20 protein-coding genes are annotated in these 23,356 nt (G+C 65.8%); 15 read left to right on the top strand and 5 right to left on the bottom strand.

The features are described from left to right. Positions 1-282 precede the first annotated feature (282 nt). The 5 genes from zwf to NX784_RS07470 all read left to right on the top strand — a co-directional run bounded on the left by zwf (position 283) and on the right by NX784_RS07470 (position 4,328). Entirely contained in the window at positions 283-1,752 is a 1,470-nt protein-coding gene (zwf, locus tag NX784_RS07490) for a glucose-6-phosphate dehydrogenase (RefSeq protein WP_258816030.1), read from the top strand. A gap of 10 nt (positions 1,753-1,762) precedes the next feature. Then, positions 1,763-2,617: an SIS domain-containing protein gene (locus NX784_RS07485; RefSeq protein WP_036233661.1), complete on the top strand. Its 855-nt coding sequence runs from the start codon at positions 1,763-1,765 to the stop codon at positions 2,615-2,617. A 59-nt stretch (positions 2,618-2,676) separates the two neighbouring features. Continuing rightward, positions 2,677-3,318, top strand: a complete 642-nt coding sequence (locus tag NX784_RS07480) for a TonB family protein (protein ID WP_258816029.1) — start codon at positions 2,677-2,679, stop codon at positions 3,316-3,318. Positions 3,319-3,339: 21 nt separating this feature from the next. Beyond that, positions 3,340-3,927, top strand: coding sequence for a YdeI/OmpD-associated family protein (locus tag NX784_RS07475; RefSeq protein WP_258816028.1), 588 nt, complete (start codon positions 3,340-3,342; stop codon positions 3,925-3,927). Between the two features lie 131 nt (positions 3,928-4,058). Next, entirely contained in the window at positions 4,059-4,328 is a 270-nt protein-coding gene (locus NX784_RS07470; RefSeq protein ID WP_258816027.1) for a hypothetical protein, read from the top strand. A 1-nt stretch (position 4,329) separates the two neighbouring features. Here NX784_RS07470 and NX784_RS07465 read toward each other — a convergent pair whose 3' ends face one another. Further along, positions 4,330-4,941, bottom strand: coding sequence for an NAD(P)-dependent oxidoreductase (locus NX784_RS07465; protein WP_258816026.1), 612 nt, complete (start codon positions 4,939-4,941; stop codon positions 4,330-4,332). Between the two features lie 141 nt (positions 4,942-5,082). On the opposite strand from NX784_RS07465, the gene NX784_RS07460 reads away from it, so the two are divergent. Both NX784_RS07460 and NX784_RS07455 read left to right on the top strand, forming a co-directional pair. Then, positions 5,083-5,463, top strand: a complete 381-nt coding sequence (locus NX784_RS07460; protein ID WP_258816025.1) for a winged helix-turn-helix transcriptional regulator — start codon at positions 5,083-5,085, stop codon at positions 5,461-5,463. Positions 5,464-5,557: 94 nt separating this feature from the next. Further along, positions 5,558-8,056: a glycoside hydrolase family 95 protein gene (locus NX784_RS07455; protein WP_258816024.1), complete on the top strand. Its 2,499-nt coding sequence runs from the start codon at positions 5,558-5,560 to the stop codon at positions 8,054-8,056. Here NX784_RS07455 and NX784_RS07450 read toward each other — a convergent pair. Then, entirely contained in the window at positions 8,049-9,347 is a 1,299-nt protein-coding gene (locus NX784_RS07450; protein ID WP_258816023.1) for an MFS transporter, read from the bottom strand. The genes NX784_RS07455 and NX784_RS07450 overlap by 8 nt on opposite strands. 32 nt (positions 9,348-9,379) lie before the next feature. After that, positions 9,380-9,958: a TetR/AcrR family transcriptional regulator gene (locus NX784_RS07445; RefSeq protein ID WP_258816022.1), complete on the bottom strand. Its 579-nt coding sequence runs from the start codon at positions 9,956-9,958 to the stop codon at positions 9,380-9,382. Positions 9,959-10,106: 148 nt separating this feature from the next. Between NX784_RS07445 and msrC the strand changes: the two genes are divergently transcribed. After that, positions 10,107-10,604, top strand: a complete 498-nt coding sequence (msrC, locus tag NX784_RS07440) for a free L-methionine (R)-S-oxide reductase MsrC (protein WP_258816021.1) — start codon at positions 10,107-10,109, stop codon at positions 10,602-10,604. Positions 10,605-10,646: 42 nt separating this feature from the next. Continuing rightward, complete coding sequence (gene tal / locus NX784_RS07435; RefSeq protein WP_258816020.1) at positions 10,647-11,576, top strand: transaldolase; 930 nt, start codon at positions 10,647-10,649, stop codon at positions 11,574-11,576. 69 nt (positions 11,577-11,645) lie between these two features. Here the strand turns inward: tal and NX784_RS28800 are convergent, their stop codons facing one another. Further along, a complete protein-coding gene (locus tag NX784_RS28800) occupies positions 11,646-13,271 on the bottom strand; it encodes a methyl-accepting chemotaxis protein (RefSeq protein ID WP_307735919.1) in 1,626 nt (541 codons plus the stop codon). A gap of 398 nt (positions 13,272-13,669) precedes the next feature. On the opposite strand from NX784_RS28800, the gene NX784_RS07420 reads away from it, so the two are divergent. After that, complete coding sequence (locus tag NX784_RS07420) at positions 13,670-14,512, top strand: TauD/TfdA family dioxygenase (protein WP_258816019.1); 843 nt, start codon at positions 13,670-13,672, stop codon at positions 14,510-14,512. A 1-nt stretch (position 14,513) separates the two neighbouring features. Continuing rightward, positions 14,514-15,929: an MFS transporter gene (locus NX784_RS07415; RefSeq protein WP_258816018.1), complete on the top strand. Its 1,416-nt coding sequence runs from the start codon at positions 14,514-14,516 to the stop codon at positions 15,927-15,929. 13 nt (positions 15,930-15,942) lie between these two features. Here the strand turns inward: NX784_RS07415 and tssK are convergent, their stop codons facing one another. Then, positions 15,943-17,277, bottom strand: a complete 1,335-nt coding sequence (gene tssK, locus NX784_RS07410) for a type VI secretion system baseplate subunit TssK (protein ID WP_258816017.1) — start codon at positions 17,275-17,277, stop codon at positions 15,943-15,945. 186 nt (positions 17,278-17,463) lie between these two features. On the opposite strand from tssK, the gene tssE reads away from it, so the two are divergent. From tssE to NX784_RS07390, 4 genes are all read left to right on the top strand, one after another. Further along, the gene (tssE, locus tag NX784_RS07405; protein ID WP_258816016.1) at positions 17,464-17,943 is read left to right on the top strand and encodes a type VI secretion system baseplate subunit TssE; all 480 of its coding nucleotides are present in this window, start codon (positions 17,464-17,466) and stop codon (positions 17,941-17,943) included. Positions 17,944-17,953: 10 nt separating this feature from the next. Beyond that, entirely contained in the window at positions 17,954-19,777 is a 1,824-nt protein-coding gene (gene tssF / locus NX784_RS07400; RefSeq protein WP_258816015.1) for a type VI secretion system baseplate subunit TssF, read from the top strand. After that, on the top strand, positions 19,774-20,787 hold the full coding sequence (tssG, locus tag NX784_RS07395) for a type VI secretion system baseplate subunit TssG (RefSeq protein ID WP_258816014.1): 1,014 nt from the start codon (positions 19,774-19,776) through the stop codon (positions 20,785-20,787). Before tssF ends, tssG begins: the two co-directional genes overlap by 4 nt. Before the next feature lie 79 nt (positions 20,788-20,866). Then, a complete protein-coding gene (locus NX784_RS07390; RefSeq protein WP_258816013.1) occupies positions 20,867-23,347 on the top strand; it encodes a type VI secretion system Vgr family protein in 2,481 nt (826 codons plus the stop codon). Positions 23,348-23,356 lie beyond the last annotated feature (9 nt).

Genomic DNA, 23,356 nt, shown 5'->3' with positions numbered 1-23,356 from the left:
TTGTGCGTAGGGTGGACGGCTCTGCCGTCCACGGGTTCACGCGGCGCATGCCCATCGAAACGCTCGTCCCTCCGGCCACGTGCGCGGCCGCCCGCCCGTCGCGTATCACCGCGTGGACGGCGCGTACAGCGCGACCATTCACCCGCAGCGTGTGCAGCCGTCCACCCTACATAAAATGGATGTGGCACCATAATCTCCAAGCACCCGACCACGTAGTAAATTTTCTTGCGCTATCAATAATCGTGTAGTAAATTTACAGCATTTCACTCCCCGACAGACACCATGGCTCTTTCCGATTTCGATCTCGTTTTCTTCGGCGGCAGCGGCGACCTCGCGATGCGCAAGCTGTTGCCGGCGATGTTTGCCCGTGATGTGTGCAACGACCTGCCCGCGACGGCGCGCATCATCTGCGTCGGTCGTGACGAGATGTCGCAGGAAGCGTTCATCGAGATGGTGGAAACGAACGCGAAATCGCACGTGAAGGAAAACGTCGACGCGGCCGCGTGGCAGAAATTCCTCGACCGTATTACCTACGTCGCCGTCGACGCGGGCAACGTCGCGACCTATGCGGCGCTTACCGAAGCGCTGCGCAAGGACCCGTCGCTCACGCGTGTGTACTACCTCGCGACGCCGCCGCAGCTGTTCGCGACGATCTGCGAAAACCTGGCCGCCGTGGGCCTGGCCACGTCGAATTCGCGCGTCGTGCTGGAAAAGCCGCTGGGCCGCGACCTCGCATCGGCCAAGCAGATCAACGCCGACGTCGGCGAGGTGTTCGCGGAATCGCAGATCTACCGGATCGACCACTACCTCGGCAAGGAAACCGTGCAGAACCTGCTGGCGCTGCGCTTCGGGAACATCCTGTTCGAGCCGCTGTGGCGCCGCGAATGGATCTCGGACGTGCAGATCACCATCGCGGAAAAGATCGGCGTCGGCAACCGCCTGGGCTATTACGACAACTCGGGCGCGCTGCGCGACATGCTGCAGAACCACCTGTTGCAGTTGCTGTGTATCGTCGCGATGGAACCGCCGACGTCGATCGCGCCGGACGCCGTGCGCGACGCCAAGCTGCAGGTGCTGCGTTCGTTGAAGCGCTTCACGCCGACGACGCTGTCGCAGAACATCGTGCGCGGCCAGTACCGCTCGGGCTATGTCGACGGCCAGCCGGTGCCGGGCTACCGCGACGAACCGGGCGCGCCGAAACAATCGAAGACGGAAACCTTCGTCGCGATGAAGGCTGAAATCGATACGTGGCGCTGGGCCGGCGTGCCGTTCTACCTGCGCACCGGCAAGCGCATGGCCGACCGCCTGGCGGAGATCGTCGTGCGGTTCAAGACGATCCCCCATTCGATCTTCAACCAGCCGACGTCGAGCTTCCAGCCGAACAGCCTCGTGATCCGCCTGCAGCCGGACGAAGGCCTGTCGATGAACCTGATGGCCAAGACGCCGGGCGACTCGATGCGCCTGAAGCAGGCCGAGCTCGAACTGGACTTCCGCGAACAGTTCAAGTCCCCGCGCATGGAAGCGTACGAGCGCCTGCTGCTGGACGTCCTGCGCGGCCAACTGACGCTGTTCATGCGCGGCGACGAGCTGGAAGCCGCGTGGGAATGGGTCGAGCCGATCCTCGAATACTGGGACCAGGACGACACGACGCCGGCACCGTACACGTCCGGCACGTGGGGCCCCGCCGCCGCGTCCGCGCTGATCGGCCGCGACGGCCTGCAATGGCGCGAAGAAGCGCTGCCGGAAGATTAAGGAAAACGCCGTGCTGCTCGATTCGATCCGCACCCAGCTCGACTCGCTGTCGAAGTCCGAGCGCAAGGTGGCACTCGCCGTGCTCGCCGCGCCCAGCGCCACCGTGAGCCAGAACATCACGGCGCTGGCGCGCAGCGCGCAGGTGTCGGAGCCGACCGTCGTGCGCTTCTGCCGCACGCTCGGCTACGACGGCTGGCACGAGTTCAAGCTGAAGCTCGCGCAGGGCCTCGCGCTCGCGCTGCCCGGCGCCAGCGAGCAGCCGGCGCAGGACGACCTCGCCGCGGACCTCGTCAACAAGATCTGCAGCCGCTCGATCAACACCCTGCTCGACCTGCGCAACAACCTGAAGCCGGAACTGATCCAGAAGGCGCTCGACATCCTGTCGCGCGCCAACAAGATCGAGTTCTACGGCCAGGGCACGTCGGGCTTCGTCGCGGCCGACGCGCAGCATAAATTCTTCCGCTCGGGCGTGCCAACGGTCGCCTACACCGACCCCGCGATCCACGCCATCGCGGCGGCGCTGCTGCGCGAAGGCGACGCGCTCGTCGCGATCTCCCAGCGCGGCAACAACCCGTCGCTCACGCGCTCCGCGAAACTGGCGCGCCGCGGCGGCGCCGAGGTGATCGTGCTGGCGCCGTCCGGCACGCCGCTGGCGGACATGGCGAGCCTCCTGATTCCGATCGACCTCGTGTTTGCGATCGACCCGTACACGCCGATCTCGGCGCGCCTCGCCTACCTCGTCGTCATCGACGTGCTGGCGGTGGGCCTCGCGCTGCAGCGCGGTCCGGAATTCCGCAAGAAGATGCAGAATGCCCAGAAGGCGCTGCAGGAATTCGATCTGCAGTTCGATTCGTTCATCGGCTAGCTTCTTTACAAACCCTCCGTCGGCGCCTACAGTCGAGCTATTTGAACGTGGCTCGACACATGACCTTCAGCGCTTCGAAATGCCTGCTCGCCGCTGCCGCGCTGGCGGGTGCCGCATTGTCCTTCACCGCCTCTGCGGAATGCAGCAAACCGCGATACCCGCAGGAGTCCCTGCGGCAACGTGAAGAAGGCGTGGCCATCGTGGCGTTTCTCGTCCACGCTGACGGCACCGTCGAACGTTCGGTCGTCCTGGTATCCACCGGTTTCCCCGCCCTGGACCGGAGAACCCAGGAGGCCTTGGGGAAATGCCTGTTCAAGCCCGCCACAGAGAACGGCAAACCCGTCGAGGTCTGGCAGCCCGTCCAATACTTCTGGAAACTCGATGACGACGTCGACATGGTGCGTGCCAAGCACGTCGCTGCCGAGGCGGCACGGGAAGGCGACGTCAATGCGCTGTATCGCTTGAGCATCCTGCTGAATGCGGCGCCCAAGTCCGACGCAGACCGTGAGAAGGCCTTCGTGCTGCTGAGAAGCGCCGCGGAGCGGGGCGCCGCTGCCGCCCAGTACGAACTGGGCCGCCGTTACGAGAAGGGTGACAAGATAGAGGCGAACCTCGAGGAAGCGATGCGCTGGTACGAGAAAGCGGCTGCGCAGGGCGACGTGCTTGCCATCCAGCGCCTGCGCATGGGATTCGTTCCGTAATAGCCGCACGCCCGTCATCGGATGACCTCTCCCGTTTTCTTCGCGGACGCACAAGCCTTCCGCACCTGGCTCGCGGCACACGCGCACGAAGCGCGCGAGCTGCTCGTCGGTTTTCATAAAGTCGGCACGGGCAAGCCGTGCATGCGCTGGTCCGATTCGGTCGACCAGGCGCTGTGCTACGGCTGGATCGACGGCGTGCGCAAGGGCATCGACGAGGACACGTACACCATCCGCTTCACGCCGCGCAAAGCGGGCTCGATCTGGAGCGCCGTGAACATCGACAAGGTCGCGAAGCTGCGCGAGCAAGGCCTGATGACGCCAGCCGGCGAAGCCGCGTTCGCGCAGCGTTCGGAAGCGCGCTCGCGCGTGTACTCGCACGAGCGCGAGACGCCTGCAGAACTGGAACCCGAGCACATCGCGCGCTTCAAGCGCCACAAGGCCGCGTGGGCGTATTTCGAGGCCTGCCCGCCGGGCTACCGCAAGCGCATGGCGCACGTCGTCACGAGCGCGAAGAAGCCGGAGACGCGGGCCGCGCGGCTCGAGCGGCTGATCGAGGCGTGCGCCGAGGGGCGGCGGCTCGACGAGTGGCAGCCGGCGAAAAAGACCTGACGCGACCTGTCGGGCGGTCGCGCCCGCACATCCGATAGAACCTTGTGCCATCGAACCGGCATCAACCGGGGAACACGCATTATTCGCCATCGCGCCGCGCCCGGTGCGGAAAGGCGGAAGGAGGATCTATCATGCGTACGACAACGGTATTGGCGCTGGCCCTGCTATTGGGCGGCTGCGCAACGCAGGCGGACCGCGCGGCACAGCAGCAGCGCGAAGTGGACGAGATGATCGCGGTGTACGGGCCGGCCTGCGAACGGCTGGGCAATGCGCGCGACTCCGAGCAGTGGCGCTCGTGCATTCTCGCGCTGGATACGCGGAATGCCGTGCGCTACCGGACGGCGCCGACGACGACCACGTGCTTCGGCCATCGCGGCTTCTTCAACTGCTCGACGTTCTGACTCAATACCCGACCGTGAACCGCTCGCGCACGTGCGCCGGCTTCTCGATCTCGTCGACCAGCGCGACGGCATAGTCTTCGTACGAGATCGTGCTGCCCTTCTCGCTCACCAGCAGCTCGTCCTTCGCGAGGCGGAACTTGCCGGTGCGCTCGCCCGGCACGAACAGGGCGGATGGCGAGATGAACGTCCAATCGAGGTCGGTGACGCCGCGCAGCGCGTCGAGGAAGACTGCGCCCTTCGTCGCCTCGTCCTTGTAAGCGGCCGGGAAATCGGGCTGGTCGAGCAGGCGCTTGCCCGGTGCGACGAACAGGCTGGCGGCGCCGCCCACGACGAGATAGCGTTTGACGCCGGCCGCGCGCACGGCATCGATCAGCGCCTGCGGATCGCTGTCGAGGAAGCGCACCGAGCTCACGACGACGTCGTGCCCTTTCAGCACGTCGGCCAGGCCGGCGGGATCGGCGACGTCGCCGCGCGCCGCCGTCACGCCCGCGCGTGCCGGGACTTTCGCCGGGTCGCGGACGATGGCCGTGACCTGGTGGTTGCGCGAAACGAGTTCGTTCAGGATGCGCGTGCCGACGTTGCCGGAGGCGCCGATGAGAGCGATGCGTGCCATAGGTATCCTTTAGTCTGTGGTTGAGAGCAGGTCTAAAAACAAGACCGGTGACGCATCTTATGCTAGTCTGCGCATGCCGCACAAGAAGTCAGCGCGGCGTGATCAGGTCAGCGCGAACTGACCGCCCCCCCCTGGAACATCATGGCCAAGACAAATTTACTCGCTGCCGACGGCGGCTTCGAACAACCCTGCCCCATCCGCGACGTGCTGGACCGCATCGGCGACCAGTGGAGCCTCCTCGTGCTCGACGCGCTCGAAGGCGGCACGAAGCGCTTCAATGAATTGATGCGCGAACTGGGCGACATCTCCAAGCAGATGCTGTCGCTGACCTTGAAGCGGCTGGAAGAAGACGGGTTCGTGCGCCGCACCGTGTACCCCGAAGTGCCGCCGCGCGTCGAGTACGACCTCACGCCGCTCGGTCACTCCTTCCTCGTGCCCATGAGGGGCCTCGTCGCGTGGGCCGACGAGCATCACCGCCTGGTGTGCGAGGCCCGTACGCACTATCGGACCGCCGCGAAGTAACGAAAAAAATCTCCTGGATTGATTTTTATTTATAATAAACAATCGACGATGCGCACCCGGCATCACCGACTCACGACAATCACAGGAGACAACATTGGGCAAAGCAGGTCATCAACAGATCAACGCCGGCCGGCGCCGCGTGCTCGGTACGCTGGGCCTTGCGGCCGCCGCGACCGGCATGCCCGGCCTGGCCGGCGCAACCGTCGTGGCGCGTACGGACGCCGGACGTGAACAGCTGGCGCTGTGGTACGAGCGCCCCGCCGGCCCGTGGGTCGAAGCCCTCCCCGTCGGCAACGGCCGGCTCGGCGCGATGGTGTACGGCCGTCCGTTGCAGGAGCGCCTGCAACTGAACGAGGACACGCTGTGGGCCGGCGGTCCGTACCGCTTCGACAATCCGGAATTCAAGACCGCGCTGCCGCGCGTGCGTGCGCTGATCGACGCGGGCCGCTTCATCGAAGCGCGCGACCTGGTGGCGCAATCGCTGATCTCGAAGCCCGCCACGCAGATGCCTTACGGGACGGCCGGCGACCTGCTGCTCGATTTCCATGGACTCACGCCGACGCAAGCGTACCGCCGCTCGCTCGACCTCGACACCGCCATCGCCACGACGCAGTTCGAGAGCGGCGGCGCGCGCCACGTGCGCGAGGTGTTCGCGAGCGCCCCCGACCAGGTGATCGTGCTGCACCTGAAGGCCAGCGGCGGCGGCACGCTGGACTTCGACGTCGGCTACCGCCACCCGCGCCAGGTCGATTACGGCAAGACCAATTACGACGGCAAGTCCCCGCAGGATCCCTCGGCCGCCACGGGTGCCCCCTGGGACATGAAGGAAGATCTGGAAGAAGCCAAGCGGCCGGCCAGCCTGGCCATCCGCGCGGACGGTCCACGCGCCCTGCTGGTCGAAGGCGGCAACGCGGACGCCGCCGGCGTCAAGGGCGTGCTGCGCTACGCCGTGCGCGTCATGGCGCTGGGCGACGGCAAGGTGACCGTCGAAGGCGACCGCCTGCGCGTGCGCGGCGGACGCGACGTCACGCTGCTGATCGGCGCCGCGACCAGCTTCGTCAACTTCCGCGACACCAGCGGCGACCCCGTGCAGTCCGTACGCGCGCGCATGGAGGCGGCCGCGCGCAAGCCGTATGCGCGCCTGCGCGCCGACCACGTGGCGGCGCACCGTGCGCTGTTCGCGCGCCTGTCGCTGCGCCTCGGCCGCGCGGACGCGGGTGCCACCATGCCTACCGATGCGCGCATCGCCGCCGTCCCGCAGACGGACGACGCCGCGCTCGCGGGACTGTCCGCGCTGTACATGCAGTACGGCCGCTACCTGCTCATCTCGTCGTCGCGGCCGGGCAGCCAGCCCGCCAACCTGCAAGGCATCTGGAACGAAGGCATCTATCCGCCGTGGGGCGGCAAGTACACCATCAACATCAACACGGAGATGAACTACTGGCCGGCGGAAGCGGCCAACCTGGGCGAGTGCGTGGAGCCGGTCGTGAGGATGGTCGAGGAACTGGCCGTCAACGGCGCCGACGTCGCGCGCGACAGCTACGGTGCCCGCGGCTGGGTGGCGCACCACAACACGGACCTCTGGCGTGCGGCGGCGCCCATCGACGGTCCGAACTGGGGTATGTGGCCCTGCGGCGGCGCGTGGATGTGCAAGACGCTGTGGGACCATTACGAGTACACGCCGGACGATGCCTACCTGCGCCGCATCTACCCGCTGCTGAAGGGCGCCTCGCAGTTCTTCGTCGACGTGCTCGTCGAGGACCCGCAGGGCCGCGGCCTCGTGACGTCGCCGTCGCTCTCGCCGGAAAACACGCACCATCCGGACGTGGCCGTGTGCGCGGGTCCGGCGATGGACCGCCAGATCGTGCGCGACCTGTTCGCGTGGACGCTCGCGGCGCACGACAAGCTGCACGATCCCGATGCGGACTTCCGCAAGGCGGTCGAAACGAAGCGCGCGCGCCTGGCGCCGGACCGCATCGGCGCCCAGGGCCAGTTGCAGGAATGGCTGGAGGACTGGGACGGCCAGGCGCCGGAACAGCACCACCGCCACGTCTCGCACCTGTACGCCGTCTATCCCAGCGAGCAGATCAACGTGCGCGACACGCCCGATCTGATCAAGGCCGCCAAGACGACGCTGAACACGCGCGGCGACCTGTCCACCGGCTGGGCCACGGCATGGCGCCTGGCGCTGTGGACGCGCATGGGCGAAGGCGAGCGCGCCTACGGCATCCTGCGCGGCCTGCTGGGCCGGGAGCGCACCTACCCGAACATGTTCGACTCGCATCCGCCGTTCCAGATCGACGGCAATTTCGGCGGCTCGGCCGCCATCCTCGAGATGCTCGTGCAGTCGTGGGGCGGCGAGATCCGCATCCTGCCCGCGCTGCCGCGCGCATGGCCGGAAGGCGCGGTGCACGGCGTGCGCGCGCGCGGCGGCGTCGAAGTCGACCTGGACTGGGCCAGCGGGCGCGCCACACGGGTCACGCTGCGCGGCAAGCCGGGACAATCCGTGCAGCTGCGGGTCGGCGAGCGGCTGGCGAACATCAAGCTGGATGCATCCGGACGCGCGCGGCTGTCCGGTACGGCGCTCAGCTGACGGCGCCTTCCGCCACCGGCACCGGGACGGCCACGCGGCGCCGTCCCGCCAGCACGATCAGCGCGGCGATGCCGCACGCCGCGGCGGCCGTGTAGACGGCAGGCGAATACGTGAACGCGATCGTGCGGATGCGGCCCGCGCCGTACGCCGCCACGGCCGCGCCCAGCTGGTGGCCGGCAAACACCCAGCCGAAGATCATCGGCGCGCGCTTCCCCCACGCCTGCGCGGCCAGGCGGACGGTCGGCGGCACGGTCGCGATCCAGTCGAGGCCATAGAACATGGCGAACAGCGACAGGCCCGTGAGCGTGAAGTCGGCCGACGGCAGCCAGGCCAGCGACAGGCCGCGCATGCCGTAGTACCAGCACAGCAGGTAGCGGCTGTCGTAGCGGTCCGACAGCCAGCCGGACAGGATCGTGCCGACGAGGTCGAACGTCCCCATCATCGCCAGCACCGACGCGGCCGGCACGGCACCCAGGCCCGCGTCGCCGCACAGCGAAATGAAGTGCGTCTGGATCAGGCCATTCGTCGACAGGCCGCAGATGAAGAAGCTGCCGAACAGCACCCAGAACACGCGGTCGGCGCGCACGCTGGCCAACGTGGTGAACGGCGTGCGGATCGAGACCGGTGCGCGGGCCGGCACGACGGCAGGCACGGACGTGTCGCCGCCAAACGGCGCAAGGCCCAGTTCCTGCGGATGGTCGCGCACGAACAGCAGCGCGAGCACGGCCACGAGCGCGCAGCTGGCCATCACCGGAAGCAGCGCCATGCGCCAGCCGCCATGCTCGATGAGCCACGTGCCGACCGGCAGGAACACGAGCTGGCCCGTCGCCGAGCTGGCGGTCAATAAACCCATCACGAGGCCGCGGCGCCGTTCGAACCAGCGGTTGGCGACGACGGCGTTGAGCACGAGGGCCGTCATGCCGGAGCCGATCCCCAGCATCACGCCGAGCAGCAGCACGAGCTGCCAGAAGGCCGTCATCTCGCGAACGAGCGCGAGGCCGGTGCCGATGACGGTCAGCGCCGTCACCATCACGTTGCGCAGGCCGAAGCGCTCCATCAGCAGCGCGGAGAATGGCCCCATCAGGCCGAACAGGGCAAAGCGTACGGCGAGCGCGGACGAGATCTGGTCGACGCTCCAGCCGAATTCATGGCTCAGGGGTTTCAGCAGGGCGCCGGGCAGGCCGAGGGCGGCGGACGACGACAGGGCCGTCAGGAAGGTGATCGCGGCGACGACCCAGCCGTAGTGCAGGCCGCGGCGGCCGAGACGCCGCGCAAGACGTGTGGAGAGCATGGTGATCCTCGATGAAGGCGCGGGGGACGTGCCTACGCGCGGGTGGATGGGAGCAGGCGGTCGACAGCAGCCTCCAGAATGCGCCGGGCGTACGCGTCGTCGTCGACGGCGCGCGCCAGCACGAGGGCGCCGACCATCGTGGAAAACGCGGCCAGCGCGTCGTCCGGCGTGGCGGCGGGATCGGCCTTGCGCAGGGCCGCGGCGAGGATGTCGACGAACGTCTTCACGCCCGACTCGAAGTGGCGCGGCAGGTCGGGACCGTGGCGGGACGCGTCGGCGCCGAGCGAGGCGATGACGCAACCCGTGCCCACGCGGCCGCGGTGGCCCGGCGTCAAATAGCGGCGCACGAGAGCCGCATAGGCGCCCTCCCCCGCCTCGGCCGCCGCGCGCCGCCAGCCGTTGATGCCCGTCTCCAGCGCGCGGTCGCACGCCTGGGCGATGAGGTCGTCCTTCGACTTGAACTGTTTATAAAACGCGCCGTGCGTGAGGCCGGCCGCGGCCATCAGCTCGGCGACGCCGACGCCGTCGAAGCCCCGTTCGCGGAACAGGCGGCTCGCCGCATCGATGACGGCCTGGCGGTTTTCCTCCGCCTGGATTCGGTTGACCCGCATGGCTTTCTCCGTGGGGAGCGTGTAAACTGGATGTCAATCATAATCCATTTTCGCAAAATAGATGTCAAGCACAATCTATTTTACCGACCGGCAGCGAACGGCCGGCTGCCGTAAAATACGGCTTTCGACAACGCCGCATCCGTCCGCCATGCACATCAATCCCGAACGCAGCACCCGCCCCGACTACGGCCTGCTGGTGCGCCAGGTCGCCAGCGTCCTCGAGGGCGAGCGCGACCTCACCGCCAACGCGGCGCAATTCTCCGCGCTCGTCTACGACACTCTCGCCGACTTGAACTGGGCCGGCTTTTATCTGACCGTCCCGAGCAAGTCGGGCGACGGCGCCGACCTGCTCGTCGGCCCGTTCCAGGGAAAGCCGGCCTGCGCCCGCATCCCGTTCGGCCGCGGCGTCTGCGGCGCGACGGCCATCAGGCGCGAAACCATCGTCGTCCCGGACGTGCACGCGTTTCCGGGCCATATTGCCTGCGATTCGGCGTCGAATTCGGAAATCGTCATCCCGCTCGTCAAGAACGGAAAGCTGGTCGGCGTGTTTGATATCGACAGCCCGCTGCTCAACCGCTTTTCCGACGAGGACAAGGCCGGCCTGGAGGCGATGGTGGCGGCGTTCCTCGAGGCGACCGACTGCTGATTCCGTATACAATATCCGTCTACTCCCCTTTTCTGCCGCATCATGAACCAACTCGAACAGCTCAAGCAGTACACCACCGTGGTGGCCGACACCGGCGACTTCCAGTCGATCAAGGCCTACGCCCCGCAGGACGCGACGACGAATCCGTCGCTGATCCTGAAAGCCGTCCAGAAGCCGGAATACCGTCCGCTGCTGGAAAAGACCATCGCCGACTTCCCGACCGCATCGACCGAGGAAATCGTCGACCGCCTGCTGATCGCGTTCGGCACCGAAATCCTGAAGTTCGTGCCGGGCCGCGTGTCCACCGAAATCGACGCCGCCCTGTCGTTCGACACGGCCGCCACCGTCGCCAAGGGCCGCGAACTGATCGCCCTGTACGAAGCGGCCGGCATCCAGCGCTCGCGCGTGCTGATCAAGATCGCGTCGACGTGGGAAGGCATCCGCGCCGCCGAGATCCTCGAGAAGGACGGCATCCGCTGCAACCTCACCTTGCTGTTCTCGCTGTGCCAGGCCATCGCCTGCGCCGAAGCGGGCGTGCAACTGATCTCGCCGTTCGTCGGCCGCATCTACGACTGGTACAAGAAATCGACCGGCACCGACTACCAGGGCGCGGACGATCCGGGCGTGCAGTCGGTCAAGCGCATCTACCAGTACTACCGCAAGTTCGGCTACAAGACCGAAGTGATGGGTGCGAGCTTCCGCAACACGTCGCAGATCCTGGAACTGGCCGGCAGCGACCTCTTGACCATCTCGCCGGACCTGCTGCAAAAGCTGGCCGATACCGAAGGCACCGTCGAGCGCAAGCTCGTCGCGGATACGACGGCGGACATCCAGAAGATCGCCCTCGACGAAAAGACGTTCCGCTTTATGCTGAACGAGGACGCGATGGCGACCGAGAAGCTGGCCGAAGGCATCCGCGCGTTCTGCGCCGACTCGGGCAAGCTGAAGAAGATGATCGAAGAAATGCGCTGAGCAGCACTCCTGCGCAAATAAAAACGGCAGCCCGCGGGCTGCCGTTTTTCATCGCCGGATCGCGTGTGCTCAGGCGTGCGCCAGCGCGCGCATCGGTTGCATGCTCACCTCGTAGGCCGGCTCGTACGATGCTTCGTGCGCATCGAGACGGAACACGCTGACCAGCTGGTCCAGTGCGGCCGCCTGTTCCTGCAGGCTTTGCGCCGTGCTGGCGGCCTGCTGCACGAGGCCCGCGTTCTGCTGGGTCACCGTGTCCATCTGCGTGATGGCCTGGTTGACCTGCTCGATGCCGGCGCTCTGCTCGCGGCTCGCATGGCTGATCTCGGCCATGATGGCGTGCATCTGCTCGACGCTCTTCAACACGTCGGTCATCGTCGCACCCGCTTCCGCCACGAGCAGGTTGCCCGCCTCGACCTGCTGCACGGAGCTGCCGATCAATTCCTTGATCTCTTTCGCGGCCGCGGCCGAACGCTGCGCCAGGTTGCGCACTTCCGTCGCGACGACCGCGAAGCCGCGGCCCTGCTCGCCGGCACGCGCCGCTTCCACGGCCGCATTCAGTGCGAGGATGTTCGTCTGGAACGCGATGCCGTCGATGACGGAGATGATGTCGACGATCTTCTGCGACGACGCGTGGATCGAGCCCATCGTGTCGACGACGCGCGCCACGGCGCTGCTGCCCTTCTGGGCGACGCCGGCGGCCGTGTCGGCCAGCGCGTTCGCCTGGCCCGCGTGGTCGGCGTTCTGGCGCACGGTCGACGTCAGCTGTTCCATCGACGCGGCCGTCTCTTCCAGCGAGCCGGCCTGCTGCTCCGTGCGCGCCGACAGGTCGAGGTTGCCGCTGGCGATTTCGTCGGACGCCTGCGAGATCGTCGCGGTGGCGCCGCGCACGTCGCCCACGATCTTCGCGAGGTTGTCACGCATGGACTTCATCGCGAACAACAGGCTCGACTCGTCACCGGCACGGGTTTCGACGCGCACCGACAGGTCGCCGCCCGCGATGCGGCTGACGATCTCGGTGGCGTAATCGGGCTCGCCGCCGAGGCGGCGCATCAGCCAGCCCGTGATGAATACGGCACCGGCCGCGCCCAGCACGACGCTGCCGAGCACCAGCGAGATGATCCACACCCGCGACGCCGAGTAACGTGCATTGCCCTCGACGGCCGCGGCGCGGCCGCCGTCCGTGTACATGTCGACGATCTTGTCGACGTGGCCGCGCAGCGCGACGATCAGCTTGTTCGATTCGCCGCGGAGCAGCTTCTTGGCCAACTCGTCGTCATTCGCACGGCCGGCGGCGCGGATCTTGCCGTCCTCGACCATGTAGCGGTCCCACATCTCGAGCAGCTGCGCATACATCTGCTTTTCCTCGGGCGTTGCGAGCAGTTTGACGTAATCGTCCTGCATCTTGTGCAGGTCGTCGAGGTCCTTGGCGATGACCTTGTCGTACTTATCCATTTCCGATTGTTCGTTGGAAATGACGTATTGCAGTTCACGCGTACGAATACGGGCGATCTGCGATTTGATGTCCTCGATGACACGAATGCTCGGCATCCAGTGTGATGACAATTTCATCGAGGTGTCATTCACTTGTGCTAGTTGCCAGATCGCGACTGCGCCGACGAACGCAGTCAGCGCAAGCACGGCAGCAAATGCAATTCCCAGTTTCGTTGCGAGACGCAAGTTTGATAAATATCTCATTTTGACCGTTTAGAATGTTGGCTTTCATGTTACAATGTTTCCACACATCAACTATAATACCCGACACGGGATGTCTACACATCTCCATTTTTCACTCTTGTCGAGTTTTCGCCACATCGCGACTGTCAAATTTTTTGAATTAAAAGTTTGAAATAAATATATATCAACACCGAAATACAACAATCCGAACGACGCATATCTTTTAGAATACGTATCTTTCCGTACGGCAACTTCTGGAGCTTCTGATGCTATCGTCCATTTCTTATCTTGGCAAAGTCGCATTCGCGAAATGCACCTTCTCGTGGAACTCGGATCTCGATTCCATTTTCGAAATATTGTCGAATCGCTTCGATAGCTTTAATGACAATGGTTTTTATCCCCATCCGGACGAAATCGCATTGCGCAAGGAATTGGCGACGGTGCCGACGCTCGCCCATTTGACGGAAGGGATCAGGGGCCTGCAGGCGCACGGCGTCGTGTTGTACGACCTCGGCCTGGCGCACCTGCCGGAAGACCGCCGCAACGCGGCGCTGTACGCCATCACGCTGATGCTGGGCTACCCGACGTCGACGGATCAGCGCACGGGTCGTGTCGCCTGGGACGTGCGCGCCCGCCCCGTCGAGGAAATCGACGGCCGCTTCACGACGTTTTCGGAGCGCGTCGGCAGCGCCGACATGCACACGGATTCCTCGTTCTATCCGATGCCGGAAGAGCAGTTCATCCTGTACGTCGTGAACGCCGCGCGCTGCGACGGCGGCCATTCGCTGCTCGTCGACGGCGAGGACATCTATCAGGCGCTGCAGCAGACCGAGGAGGGCCGCAAGGCGTTCGACCTGCTCAGCACGACGCCGGTGCCGTTCCGCGTTCCGGCCATCTATGCGGCCGGCGAGAACAACGTCGAAGTCAACGTGGCGCTCGTGTTCGGCCCGGCCAAGCGTCCCGGCACGCGCTTCACGATGCGTTGGCGCTACGACTCCATCAAGAAGGGCCTGGCCGCGCGGCCCGACCTGGAGACGCCCGAACTGCGCGCCGCGCTGGAGTTGATGAACGACGTGGCCGAGAATCACGCCGTGCGCTTCAAGGACCAGCTGCCGACCGACACCTTGATGTTGGCCGACAACCACCACATGCTGCATGGCCGCACCACGTACACGGACGAGCGTCGCCACCTGATCCGCATCCGCATCTCGGACGTGCCGAACGCCGAGCGCATCGGCCCGTCGGGCGTCGTCAGGGACTGACATGACCGATACCGTTCTTGAGCGGGCGGCCGCATCCGTCGCGGCCGCCCGCCCCGCCGCCGTCCCGGCGGACGGCCTGCCGCCGGCGCAGCGCCGCTGGGCGATGGTCGCGCTGATGACGGGCGTGTCGATGGCATCGCTCGACACGGCGATCGCCAACACGGCCCTGCCCGAACTGGCCCGCCAGCTGCACGCGGGCGCCGCCGCCTCCGTCTGGATCGTCAACATCTATCAGCTGGCGATGGTCGCCACGCTGCTGCCGTTCGCGGCGCTGGGCGAGCGCGTCGGCTACCGGCGCGTGGCGACGGCCGGGCTGGCGCTGTTCACACTGGCCTCGCTCGCGTGCGCGCTGGCGTGGAGCCTGCCGCTGCTCGTGGGTGCGCGCCTGCTGCAGGGCCTCGGTGCCAGCGCGCTGATGGGCGTGACCACCGCGATGATGCGCGCCATCTATCCGGCACGCCTGCAGGGCCAGGGCTTCGGCCTCAATGCGCTCGTGGTGGCGGTGGCGTTCGCCGTCGGGCCCACGCTCGCGTCGCTGATCCTGGCGCTGGCCGCGTGGCCGTGGCTGTTTGCCATCAACGTCCCGATCGGCGCGGCCGCGTTCCTGCTGGCGCGCCGCGTCCTGCCCGACAACGCGCGCGCAGCGCACGGCTTCGATACGGCCGCCGCGCTGTGCAACGCGGGCGCGTTCGGCCTCCTGATCCTGGTGCTGGGCGATGCGGCCCACGGCGCCGCACCCGCGCGCCTCGCCGTCGAGGCGGTGGGCACGTTCGCCTGCTTCACGCTGCTGCTGCGGCGCCAGCGCGGCCAGGCGGCGCCGATCCTGCCGACCGACCTCTTGGCGCGGCCGCTTTTCGCGCTGTCCGCGCTGACGGCCGTGTGCACGTTCGCGGTACAAAGTCTCGCGTTCGTCGCCCTGCCCTTCCACTTCGAGCAGGTGCTCGGCCGTTCTCCGGTGGAGACGGGCTTCCTGCTGACGCCGTGGCCCGTGCTGGTCGCCATCATGGGACCGGTGTCCGGGCGCCTGTCCGACCGCTACGAATCGGGCCTGCTGGCCGGGCTCGGGCTGCTCGTGCTGTGCGCCGGCGTGCTGGCGCTGCTGTGGATGCCGGCCGCCCCGGCTACCATCGACATCGCGTGGCGGATGGCAGTGTGCGGCGCCGGGTTCGGCCTGTTCCAGGCGCCGAACATGAAGGCGATCATGGGCAGCGCGCCGCGCGAACGGGCCGGCGGCGCGAGCGGCATCGTCGCCACGGCGCGCCTGACGGGCCAGGCCAGCGGCGCCGCGCTGGTGGCCGGCTGCCTCGTGCTGTCCGACCGCCACGGCACGACGTACGCCCTCGCGGCGGCGGCTGCCATTGCCTTCTTGGGCGCCGCCATCAGCTTCGCGCGCCTGCACCGGCGCGTGCGCGGCTGACGGCGGCCGGCGCTTACTGCGTGTAGGCGATCAATTCGATGTTCAGGTCGCGCATGCCGGCCGGGACGTAGATCGCGATCGCCTCGGCCTTCAGCGCGTTCTCGTACAGGCCGTTGCGCGTCGACAGCGAAAAATAATAGGTGTCGGGCCGCACGGGCACCGCGGCCGGCACCTGAGGCATGTGTGTCAGCGCGATGCCCGGCAATGCGGACGCCACGATGCGTTCGATGTCGTCGGGCGAACCGATCTTGAACCGGACCGGCACGGCTGCAACCAGCTCGAGCGCCGGCATGTCGGCGCTGACGGCGAGGCACAGCTGCGTGTCCGGCGTCAGCTTCGACGGCTCGAGCACGCCCCGGTAATGCGTGCGGCGGTTGTCTTCCGCGACGAGCGGAATGGCGAAATACCTGGCCGCGATGACGGTGTCGACGAGCTCGCGGATCACCGCATCCAGCTGGGCGAACGTGACGCCGGGATCCGCGTGCACGTAGGCGGGCAGGTCCGCCGTCGTGTAGCGGTCGGAAAAGGTCATCAACCCGCCGGCCAGCGCCAGCAACTTCTCGTACAACACTTCCGGATGCCGGTCGCGCGCACGGGCGCAGTGCTGCAGCGACGCGTTCGCCGTACTGATGATGTTCAGCATCCACCACGACGTGATGTCGCCGGCATGCACCTCGAACGTCGCGGCATTCGTTTTCCGGTGCGTGTCGTGCAGCGACATGATTCTCGCCGCCAGCGCGCTCATCAAGCCATCGAGCAGGTGCTGCAGCGGCAGCGCGGCGCCGATCGTCACGCACGGCGGTACGAATGCCGGATCCGCGGTGAAACCGCCACGCGGATCGCGATGGAGGCGCAGCACGGGAAACGCGAGGTGGCCGTCGCGCGGCTCCAGGTGCGTCAACAGGCGCACGCGCTTCTTGAGGAAAGGCACATCGATCGGTACCGCGTCGCTGAACAAGTCGGACGTCTCGGATTCGGCCAGCGCATAGCGGCCGCCCTCGTCCGCATTGGCGCCGTGCGGACGGATCGTCGGGAGCGCCGCGTAGATCGTGAAGGTGGCCGTGTCCGCGGGCAGCCGGGTCAGGTCGACGGCCACCGGCAACAGGTCCGTGCCCGGCGCGTCGTACACGGCGCCGTCCTGGAAAATCAGCGACATGGCCTGCGCCTCGAGCAAGTCATGGCCGAGCGCATCCATATTCCATTGCAGCAGGCGGACACCCCAGAAGTTCGGATTGAGCGCCGACGCCATGCGCAGCAGCCGTGTCTCGTGGTACAGGTCCTGCCGCTGGAAATGCTGGGGGCCCAGCGTCAGTCCCTCGGACCACAGAATCTTTGCTCCCAAGCTCATCGTTTCCTCCTCGATCCCGTTCGACTCCGGCAAGCATGGCGGGCATTCCACGAAGACTGTTGACCTGACACAACAACTCGGCACCTGCCCGTGGCGATGCATCCGTTGACGGGACGCAATTTTATCGGCCACGAGACGGGAATAATGACGCTTCTTCCGCTTCGCGACGGCTGAAAGGACCCCAGCATGCAGCGTTTCACGCCAGGCTTGTTCGACCGTTTGGACGCCGACGACGCCACCGCGTCCGCGACTTCCCGCCGCCCCGCAAGAAACACAGACGCATGGAAAGAGAGCATCACGCGCGACCTCGAGGCCCTGCTCAATACGCGTTCCGCCCTGCTTCCCGACCTCGTGGCGGACTACCCTGCGGTGGGCGCATCGGTCGTGAATTACGGCCTGATCGACTTCGCGGGCATGTGCATGACGAGCGACACGGACCAGAAGAGGATCTGCGCCGCCGTCCGGCAGGCGATCGAGCGGCATGAACCGAGGCTGCACAAGGTCGCGGCGACGCTGCAGCCGCGCAAGGGCGCCATCAACCGGGTCGACTTCGTGATCACGGCCGAACTGAAAAACGCGCCCGTCGCGGAACCGATGCAGTTCAACGCCGTGTTCCAGCCGTCGCTGCAGCGTTATTCGATCCAGCGCGTCCGCGGCGCCGTGTAGGCGATCTCATATGGACGAACTGTTTGCGCAATACGAACGGGAGCTCGTCACGATGCGGCAGCTGTGCCGCGAATATGCCGAGCGCTATCCGAAGGTCGCCGCGAAACTCCAGATCGGCGGCGAGGCGTGCGACGATCCGCACGTCGAACGGCTGATCCAATCGGTCGCCCTGCTGTGCGCCCGGGTGTCGAAGCGCCTGGACGACGCCTATCCGCAATTCACGGAAGCGCTGCTCAATCTCCTGTTTCCGCACTATCTGCGGCCGTTTCCGTCGTGCGCGATCGCGCGCGTGATGCCGCCCGCCGACGGCGCCGGCAACGGCGCGGCGTTCCCGCGCGGGACCGTGCTCGAATCGGCGCAGGTCCGGGGCGTACGTTGCAGATTCCAGACCGCGTACGACGTGACGCCGTCGCCGGTCGCCATCACGTCCGCGTCGTTCGATGCCGTCATCCGGCCGCCTTCGTCGACCCGGCTGCCGGCGGGCGTCACCGCATCGATCGGTATCGAATTCGAGGCCGCGGGGCCGGTGGACCTGGCGGCCCCGTTGCGCGTGTATCTCGACGGCGACGCGTCGTTCTGCGCCGCGCTGCGCGACGCGCTGTTCATGCGCACGGCAGCGGCATACGTCCAGGCTGGCGCGGATGGCGCATGGATGCCGCTCGCCGCGATACCCGTCGCGGCGAGCGGCTTCGCCGACGAGGACGCGCTGATCCCGTTCGATGCGCGCTCGCACCGCGCCTACCGCATCCTTGCCGAGTATTTCGCCTTCCCGGAAAAATTCAACTTCGTCGACATCGACCTCGCGGCACTCGGCGCACGCGTGCCTCCGGACTGCACGCGGTTCACGTTGCACCTGGCGTTGACGGACATCGCGCCCGGCTCCGACGAGGCCAGGATGCTCGCCGGCCTGACGGCGCACAGCCTGCTGACCGGTTGCACTCCGGTCATCAATCTGTTCCCGCAAGCGGGCGTTCCGATCGAATACAGCGAGCGCACCGCGGAATATGCAGTGCTTGCGCATTCTGGCCAAGCGTGGGCGTACGAGGTGTATTCGGTCGACAGGGTCCATATGGTGAAGCAGCGCGGCAGGGACATCGCGCCGGTCGAATTCCGTCCCTTCTACGCGCTCCGCCATGGCGAGCACGATGCGCACAAAGGGCACTATTGGATCATGCGCCATGACGACACGCTGGCGGTCATCAGCCCTGGCCACGAAAAGCACATCGCGCTCGTCGACGTCGACGGCATGCCGCTCGCGGCCGAGCAAACGACATTGTCGATCGACCTCGCGTGCACCAACCGCGACCTGCCCTGTCTGTTGAAATGCGGCGCAATGGAGGGCGACCTGTCCGTTCCCGGCGCGACGCGGGGCGTGCCGATACGTTTCCTGCGCAGGCCCACGCGTCCCCATCGCCTGGCAAACGGCCCTGGGGCGCACTGGCGCCTCATCTCGCACCTGACCCTCAACCATCACGCCCTCGCACAAGAAGGGGCCGCGGGCCTGCGCGAGATGCTGACGTTGTACGACGTGACCGGATCCGCGGTGACGCGACGGCAGATCGCCGGCGTCGTCGGGCTGGAACATGCGGAGGCGACGGCATGGATCAGGCACAAGCGCGGGTCGTCGTTGGCACATGGCACCGAAGTGCGCCTGACGATCGACGAAGAGGCGTTCGTCGGCGCCGGGCTGCACCTGTTCGCGCAAGTCATCGACCAGTTCTTCGCGCTGTACGTCCAGATGAACAGTTTTATCGAACTCGTCATCCTGTCACATCAATCCGGGGAGGAACTAGTCCGATGCAAACCGCGAAGCGGCAGCATGCCCCTGTCATGATCCAGCCCCTGCTCGATGCGCCTTACCGATACCGGTTCGCGCAACTGCTGAACATCCTCGTGCGGACGCTGCGCCGGCAAGGCATTCCATATTCCCGGGCGTTCGGTCACGTCCTGCGCTTTCGCAACAGCCTGTCGTTGGCCTTCCCCGCGAGCGAGATCGAGAGCTTGCAGCTCGACCCGCCGGACGCGACGGGCATACCGCGCATCCACATCACCTCCGCATTCATCGGCCTGCTCGGCGCCAGCGGCACGTTGCCCCTGCACGACACCGAACGGGCGACGGCCAAGGCGAACCTGGGCGCGGACGAAAGCTGGAAACCGTTCATCGATCTGTTTTCGAATCGTGCCGTCGGCCTGTTCTATGAGGCGTGGGGAAAATATCGCGTCGAACACGGTCTGAATATACGCGGCGAGGACAACCTGCTTGCGCTGCTGGCGGCGCTGGGCGGGCTGCGGTGTACGAATTTCGGTCCCTCCAAGCCCTATGGGTCGATTGCCCCGGAAGTCGCCGCGTTTTACGCCGGCGCGGTGAGGACGCGTCCCATCGCCGCCTCGACCGTGGAGCGTGTCCTCCGCGACTATTTTGGCGTACCCGTGCGTCTGGAGGAATTCGTCGGCGCGTGGGATCCGATCCCGGCAAGGATGCGCAGCACGCTTGGCGTCACCGATCCCACGCTGGGCTTCGGCGCCGCGCTGGGCACGCGCACGTGGCGCAACGACGTGCGCGGCCGGCTCCACATCGGTCCCCTGGATCATGAACGGGCGCAGGCGTTCTTGCCGCGGGGCCGGTGTCACGCTGCGTTGAAGGAGATGATCAGCCTGTTTGCCGTGCCTTCCGTGCAGTACGAGATCAGGCTCTTGCTGGACAAGCCATGCCTCAAGCCGCTGACCTTGCGGACCCGAGGACAGGATCGCAAGCGGCTCGGCTGGAACACTTTTCTGACCGGTACGAAGGGCAAGGCCAGCCGGCCCGATATCCGGGCCCTCCTTCGGCTGACTTCTTGCTGATGCTCAAGATTACCCGTTGGCCCGATGGTTACCGTAGCCGATGGGAATCATTATGCCGATCAACTATCGGAGATGCCACATGGATGGAAGCCTGGCGATTGCGGCACGCGCGCTGCTCTCGGCATTTGGTTTCGATGCGCAGCACGACCGCCTGATGCGCCTGGCGTTTCCGCGCGGCGACGGGCCGCATGCCGTCCTGCTGCCGAACAGGATGTCCGCGCACGAGGAAATCTCGCGCTGCTTTCGTTTCGAGGTCGAGCTGTTGTCGGACGATGCCCGGATTCCATTGAAGACGATGATGGCGCGCATGGTCACGATCTCGCTCGTGCGCGAAGACGGCTCGCTGCGCCACTTCAACGGCTACGTCACCGAATTTAGCTTGCTGCGCGCGGATGGCGGCTTCGCGTTCTATCGCATGGTGCTCGAGCCCTGGCTCGCATTCACCAGGCTGCGCAAGGACAACCTCTCGTTCCACGGCAAGAGCGTGATCGAATTGACGGAACTCACGTTCGCGCAGTATCGCCAAGCCGACTGGCGCGTGCACCTGATCGGCGACGACCCGCGCATGACCTGCGCCAACCAGTACGACGAAACGGACTACAACCACCTGCATCGCCGCTGGGAAGCGCTGGGCCTGATGTATTCATACGAGCACCGGGCCGATGGCCATACGCTCTGGCTCTACGATAAAAGCACACTCGCACAACAGATCGACGCGAACGGGATCGACGATTCAGGCGTCATCCCGTTTCGCGACAAGGCAGGCTCGCTCGAGGACGACGGCATCCACGAATGGAGTCCCGTGCGCCGCATCGGGTCCGGCCAGACGACCTTGGCGAGCTTCGATTACAAGAATCCCATCGTGCAGCGCTCGACGGCAGAATCGCTGAACAAACAGGGCGATGTGTATCCGTACGAAATCTACGAATACGCAGGTTCAAACGGTTTTCGCACGCATGACGACGGCGAACGGCTCGCCTATCAACGCATGGGCGAGCGCGACGCGAACACGCAGTATTTCGAAGCGCGCGGAAACGACCGAACCGTCCTTCCGGGCAGGTATTTCAAACTGGGCGGCCATTTCAGCGCGGAGATGCACTCGACCCAGTGGGGTGACGAGCCGCATCCGAGCATCGTCCATCGCGATTACCTGATCCTGTCCGTCGACCACGAGGTCAGCAACAATTACCAGGCTGGCCCGGATGCGCCCTCGAATTACGACAACACGTTCCGGTGCATCCGCAAAAGCATCCCTTGGCGGCCGGGCCGCAATTACAACAGCCAACCCTGCACCTATCCCGGCATCCAGACGGCCATCGTCGTCGGGCCGGCCGGTTCCGAAATTTACACCGATGGCTATGGCCGGGTGAAGGTTCAATTTCATTGGGACCGGCTGGGCAACTACGACGAAAACAGTTCGCCGTGGCTGCGCGTCATGTCGCCGGGTGCAGGAAACCGGTTTGGCGAAATCCGGTTGCCACGCGTGGGTGAAGAAGTGGCGGTGCTGTATCTCGACGCGAATATCGATCACCCGGTGGTTCTTGGCGCGCTGTACAACTGCGTGCAAATGCCGCCGTGGCAGTTGCCGGGGCAGCAGGCGCTGAGCGGCTTACGCAGCCGGGAACTCGGAGGCGGCAGCCGGGGCAATCATCTGATTCTTGATGATACTGCTGGGAAGATTCAGGCGCAGCTCAAGAGTGATCATCTGTGCAGTCAGCTGTCGCTTGGCCATATCACGCGCATCGAGGACACAAAGGGACGCAAGGATGCGCGGGGCGAAGGGTGGGAATTACGCACGGACGGGCACGGCGTTGTTCGCGCGGCGATGGGCATGTTGATTACGACCGAAGCACGCAACAATGCCGCCCTACACTGCAAGGATATAGGCGAAACCGTCGAACGCCTCTATGCGGCCAGCGATATCCACGAGAACTTGGCCGAAACAGCGAGATTGAACAGTGCACAAGACTCCCCTGCCCAGCAGGGAGCGGTTGCAAACGTCATCAAAAAGCAAACTGACGGCATCAAAGGCAACCGGACCGACGACGCCAAGTTCCCCGAGCTCGCCCAACCGCATTTGGTGTTGTCCAGTCCTGCCGGCATCGCGACTTCGACGGCCCAGTCGACGCACATTGCCAGCAACGGGAATACAGCGCTGACCACTGGCCGCAGCCTGTCGATCGCCAGCGGAGACAGCCTGTTCGCCAGTATCCGCCAGACGTTTCGCCTGCTCGTGCACAAGGCCGGCATGAAACTGGTCGCGTCGGCAGGGAACATTGACGTAGACGCGCTGTCGGACAGCATCAATCTTATAGCCAAGCTAAACATTTCGCAGAGCGCGACTACGATCACGATCACCGCCAAGGAAAAAATTGTGATTAATGGCGGGGGCAGCTATGTGAAGTTCTCTGCCGATGGAATCGAACACGGCACCAACGGCACCTTTGTCGCGCATGCGGCGACACATAGCTTCGTTGACGCAAAGAATATGGAGGCCAACGTCTTGATCCCAGGTCGAGGTGGGCATGATCCAAAAGGCACTTTTACCTTCTCAGCATAAACGGACATG

Source organism: Massilia pinisoli, from assembly GCF_024753285.1.
Lineage (GTDB): Bacteria > Pseudomonadota > Gammaproteobacteria > Burkholderiales > Burkholderiaceae_D > Telluria > Telluria pinisoli.
The sequence above is the reverse complement of the archived record's forward strand: the minus strand, read 5'-3'. Positions and strand labels throughout refer to the sequence as shown.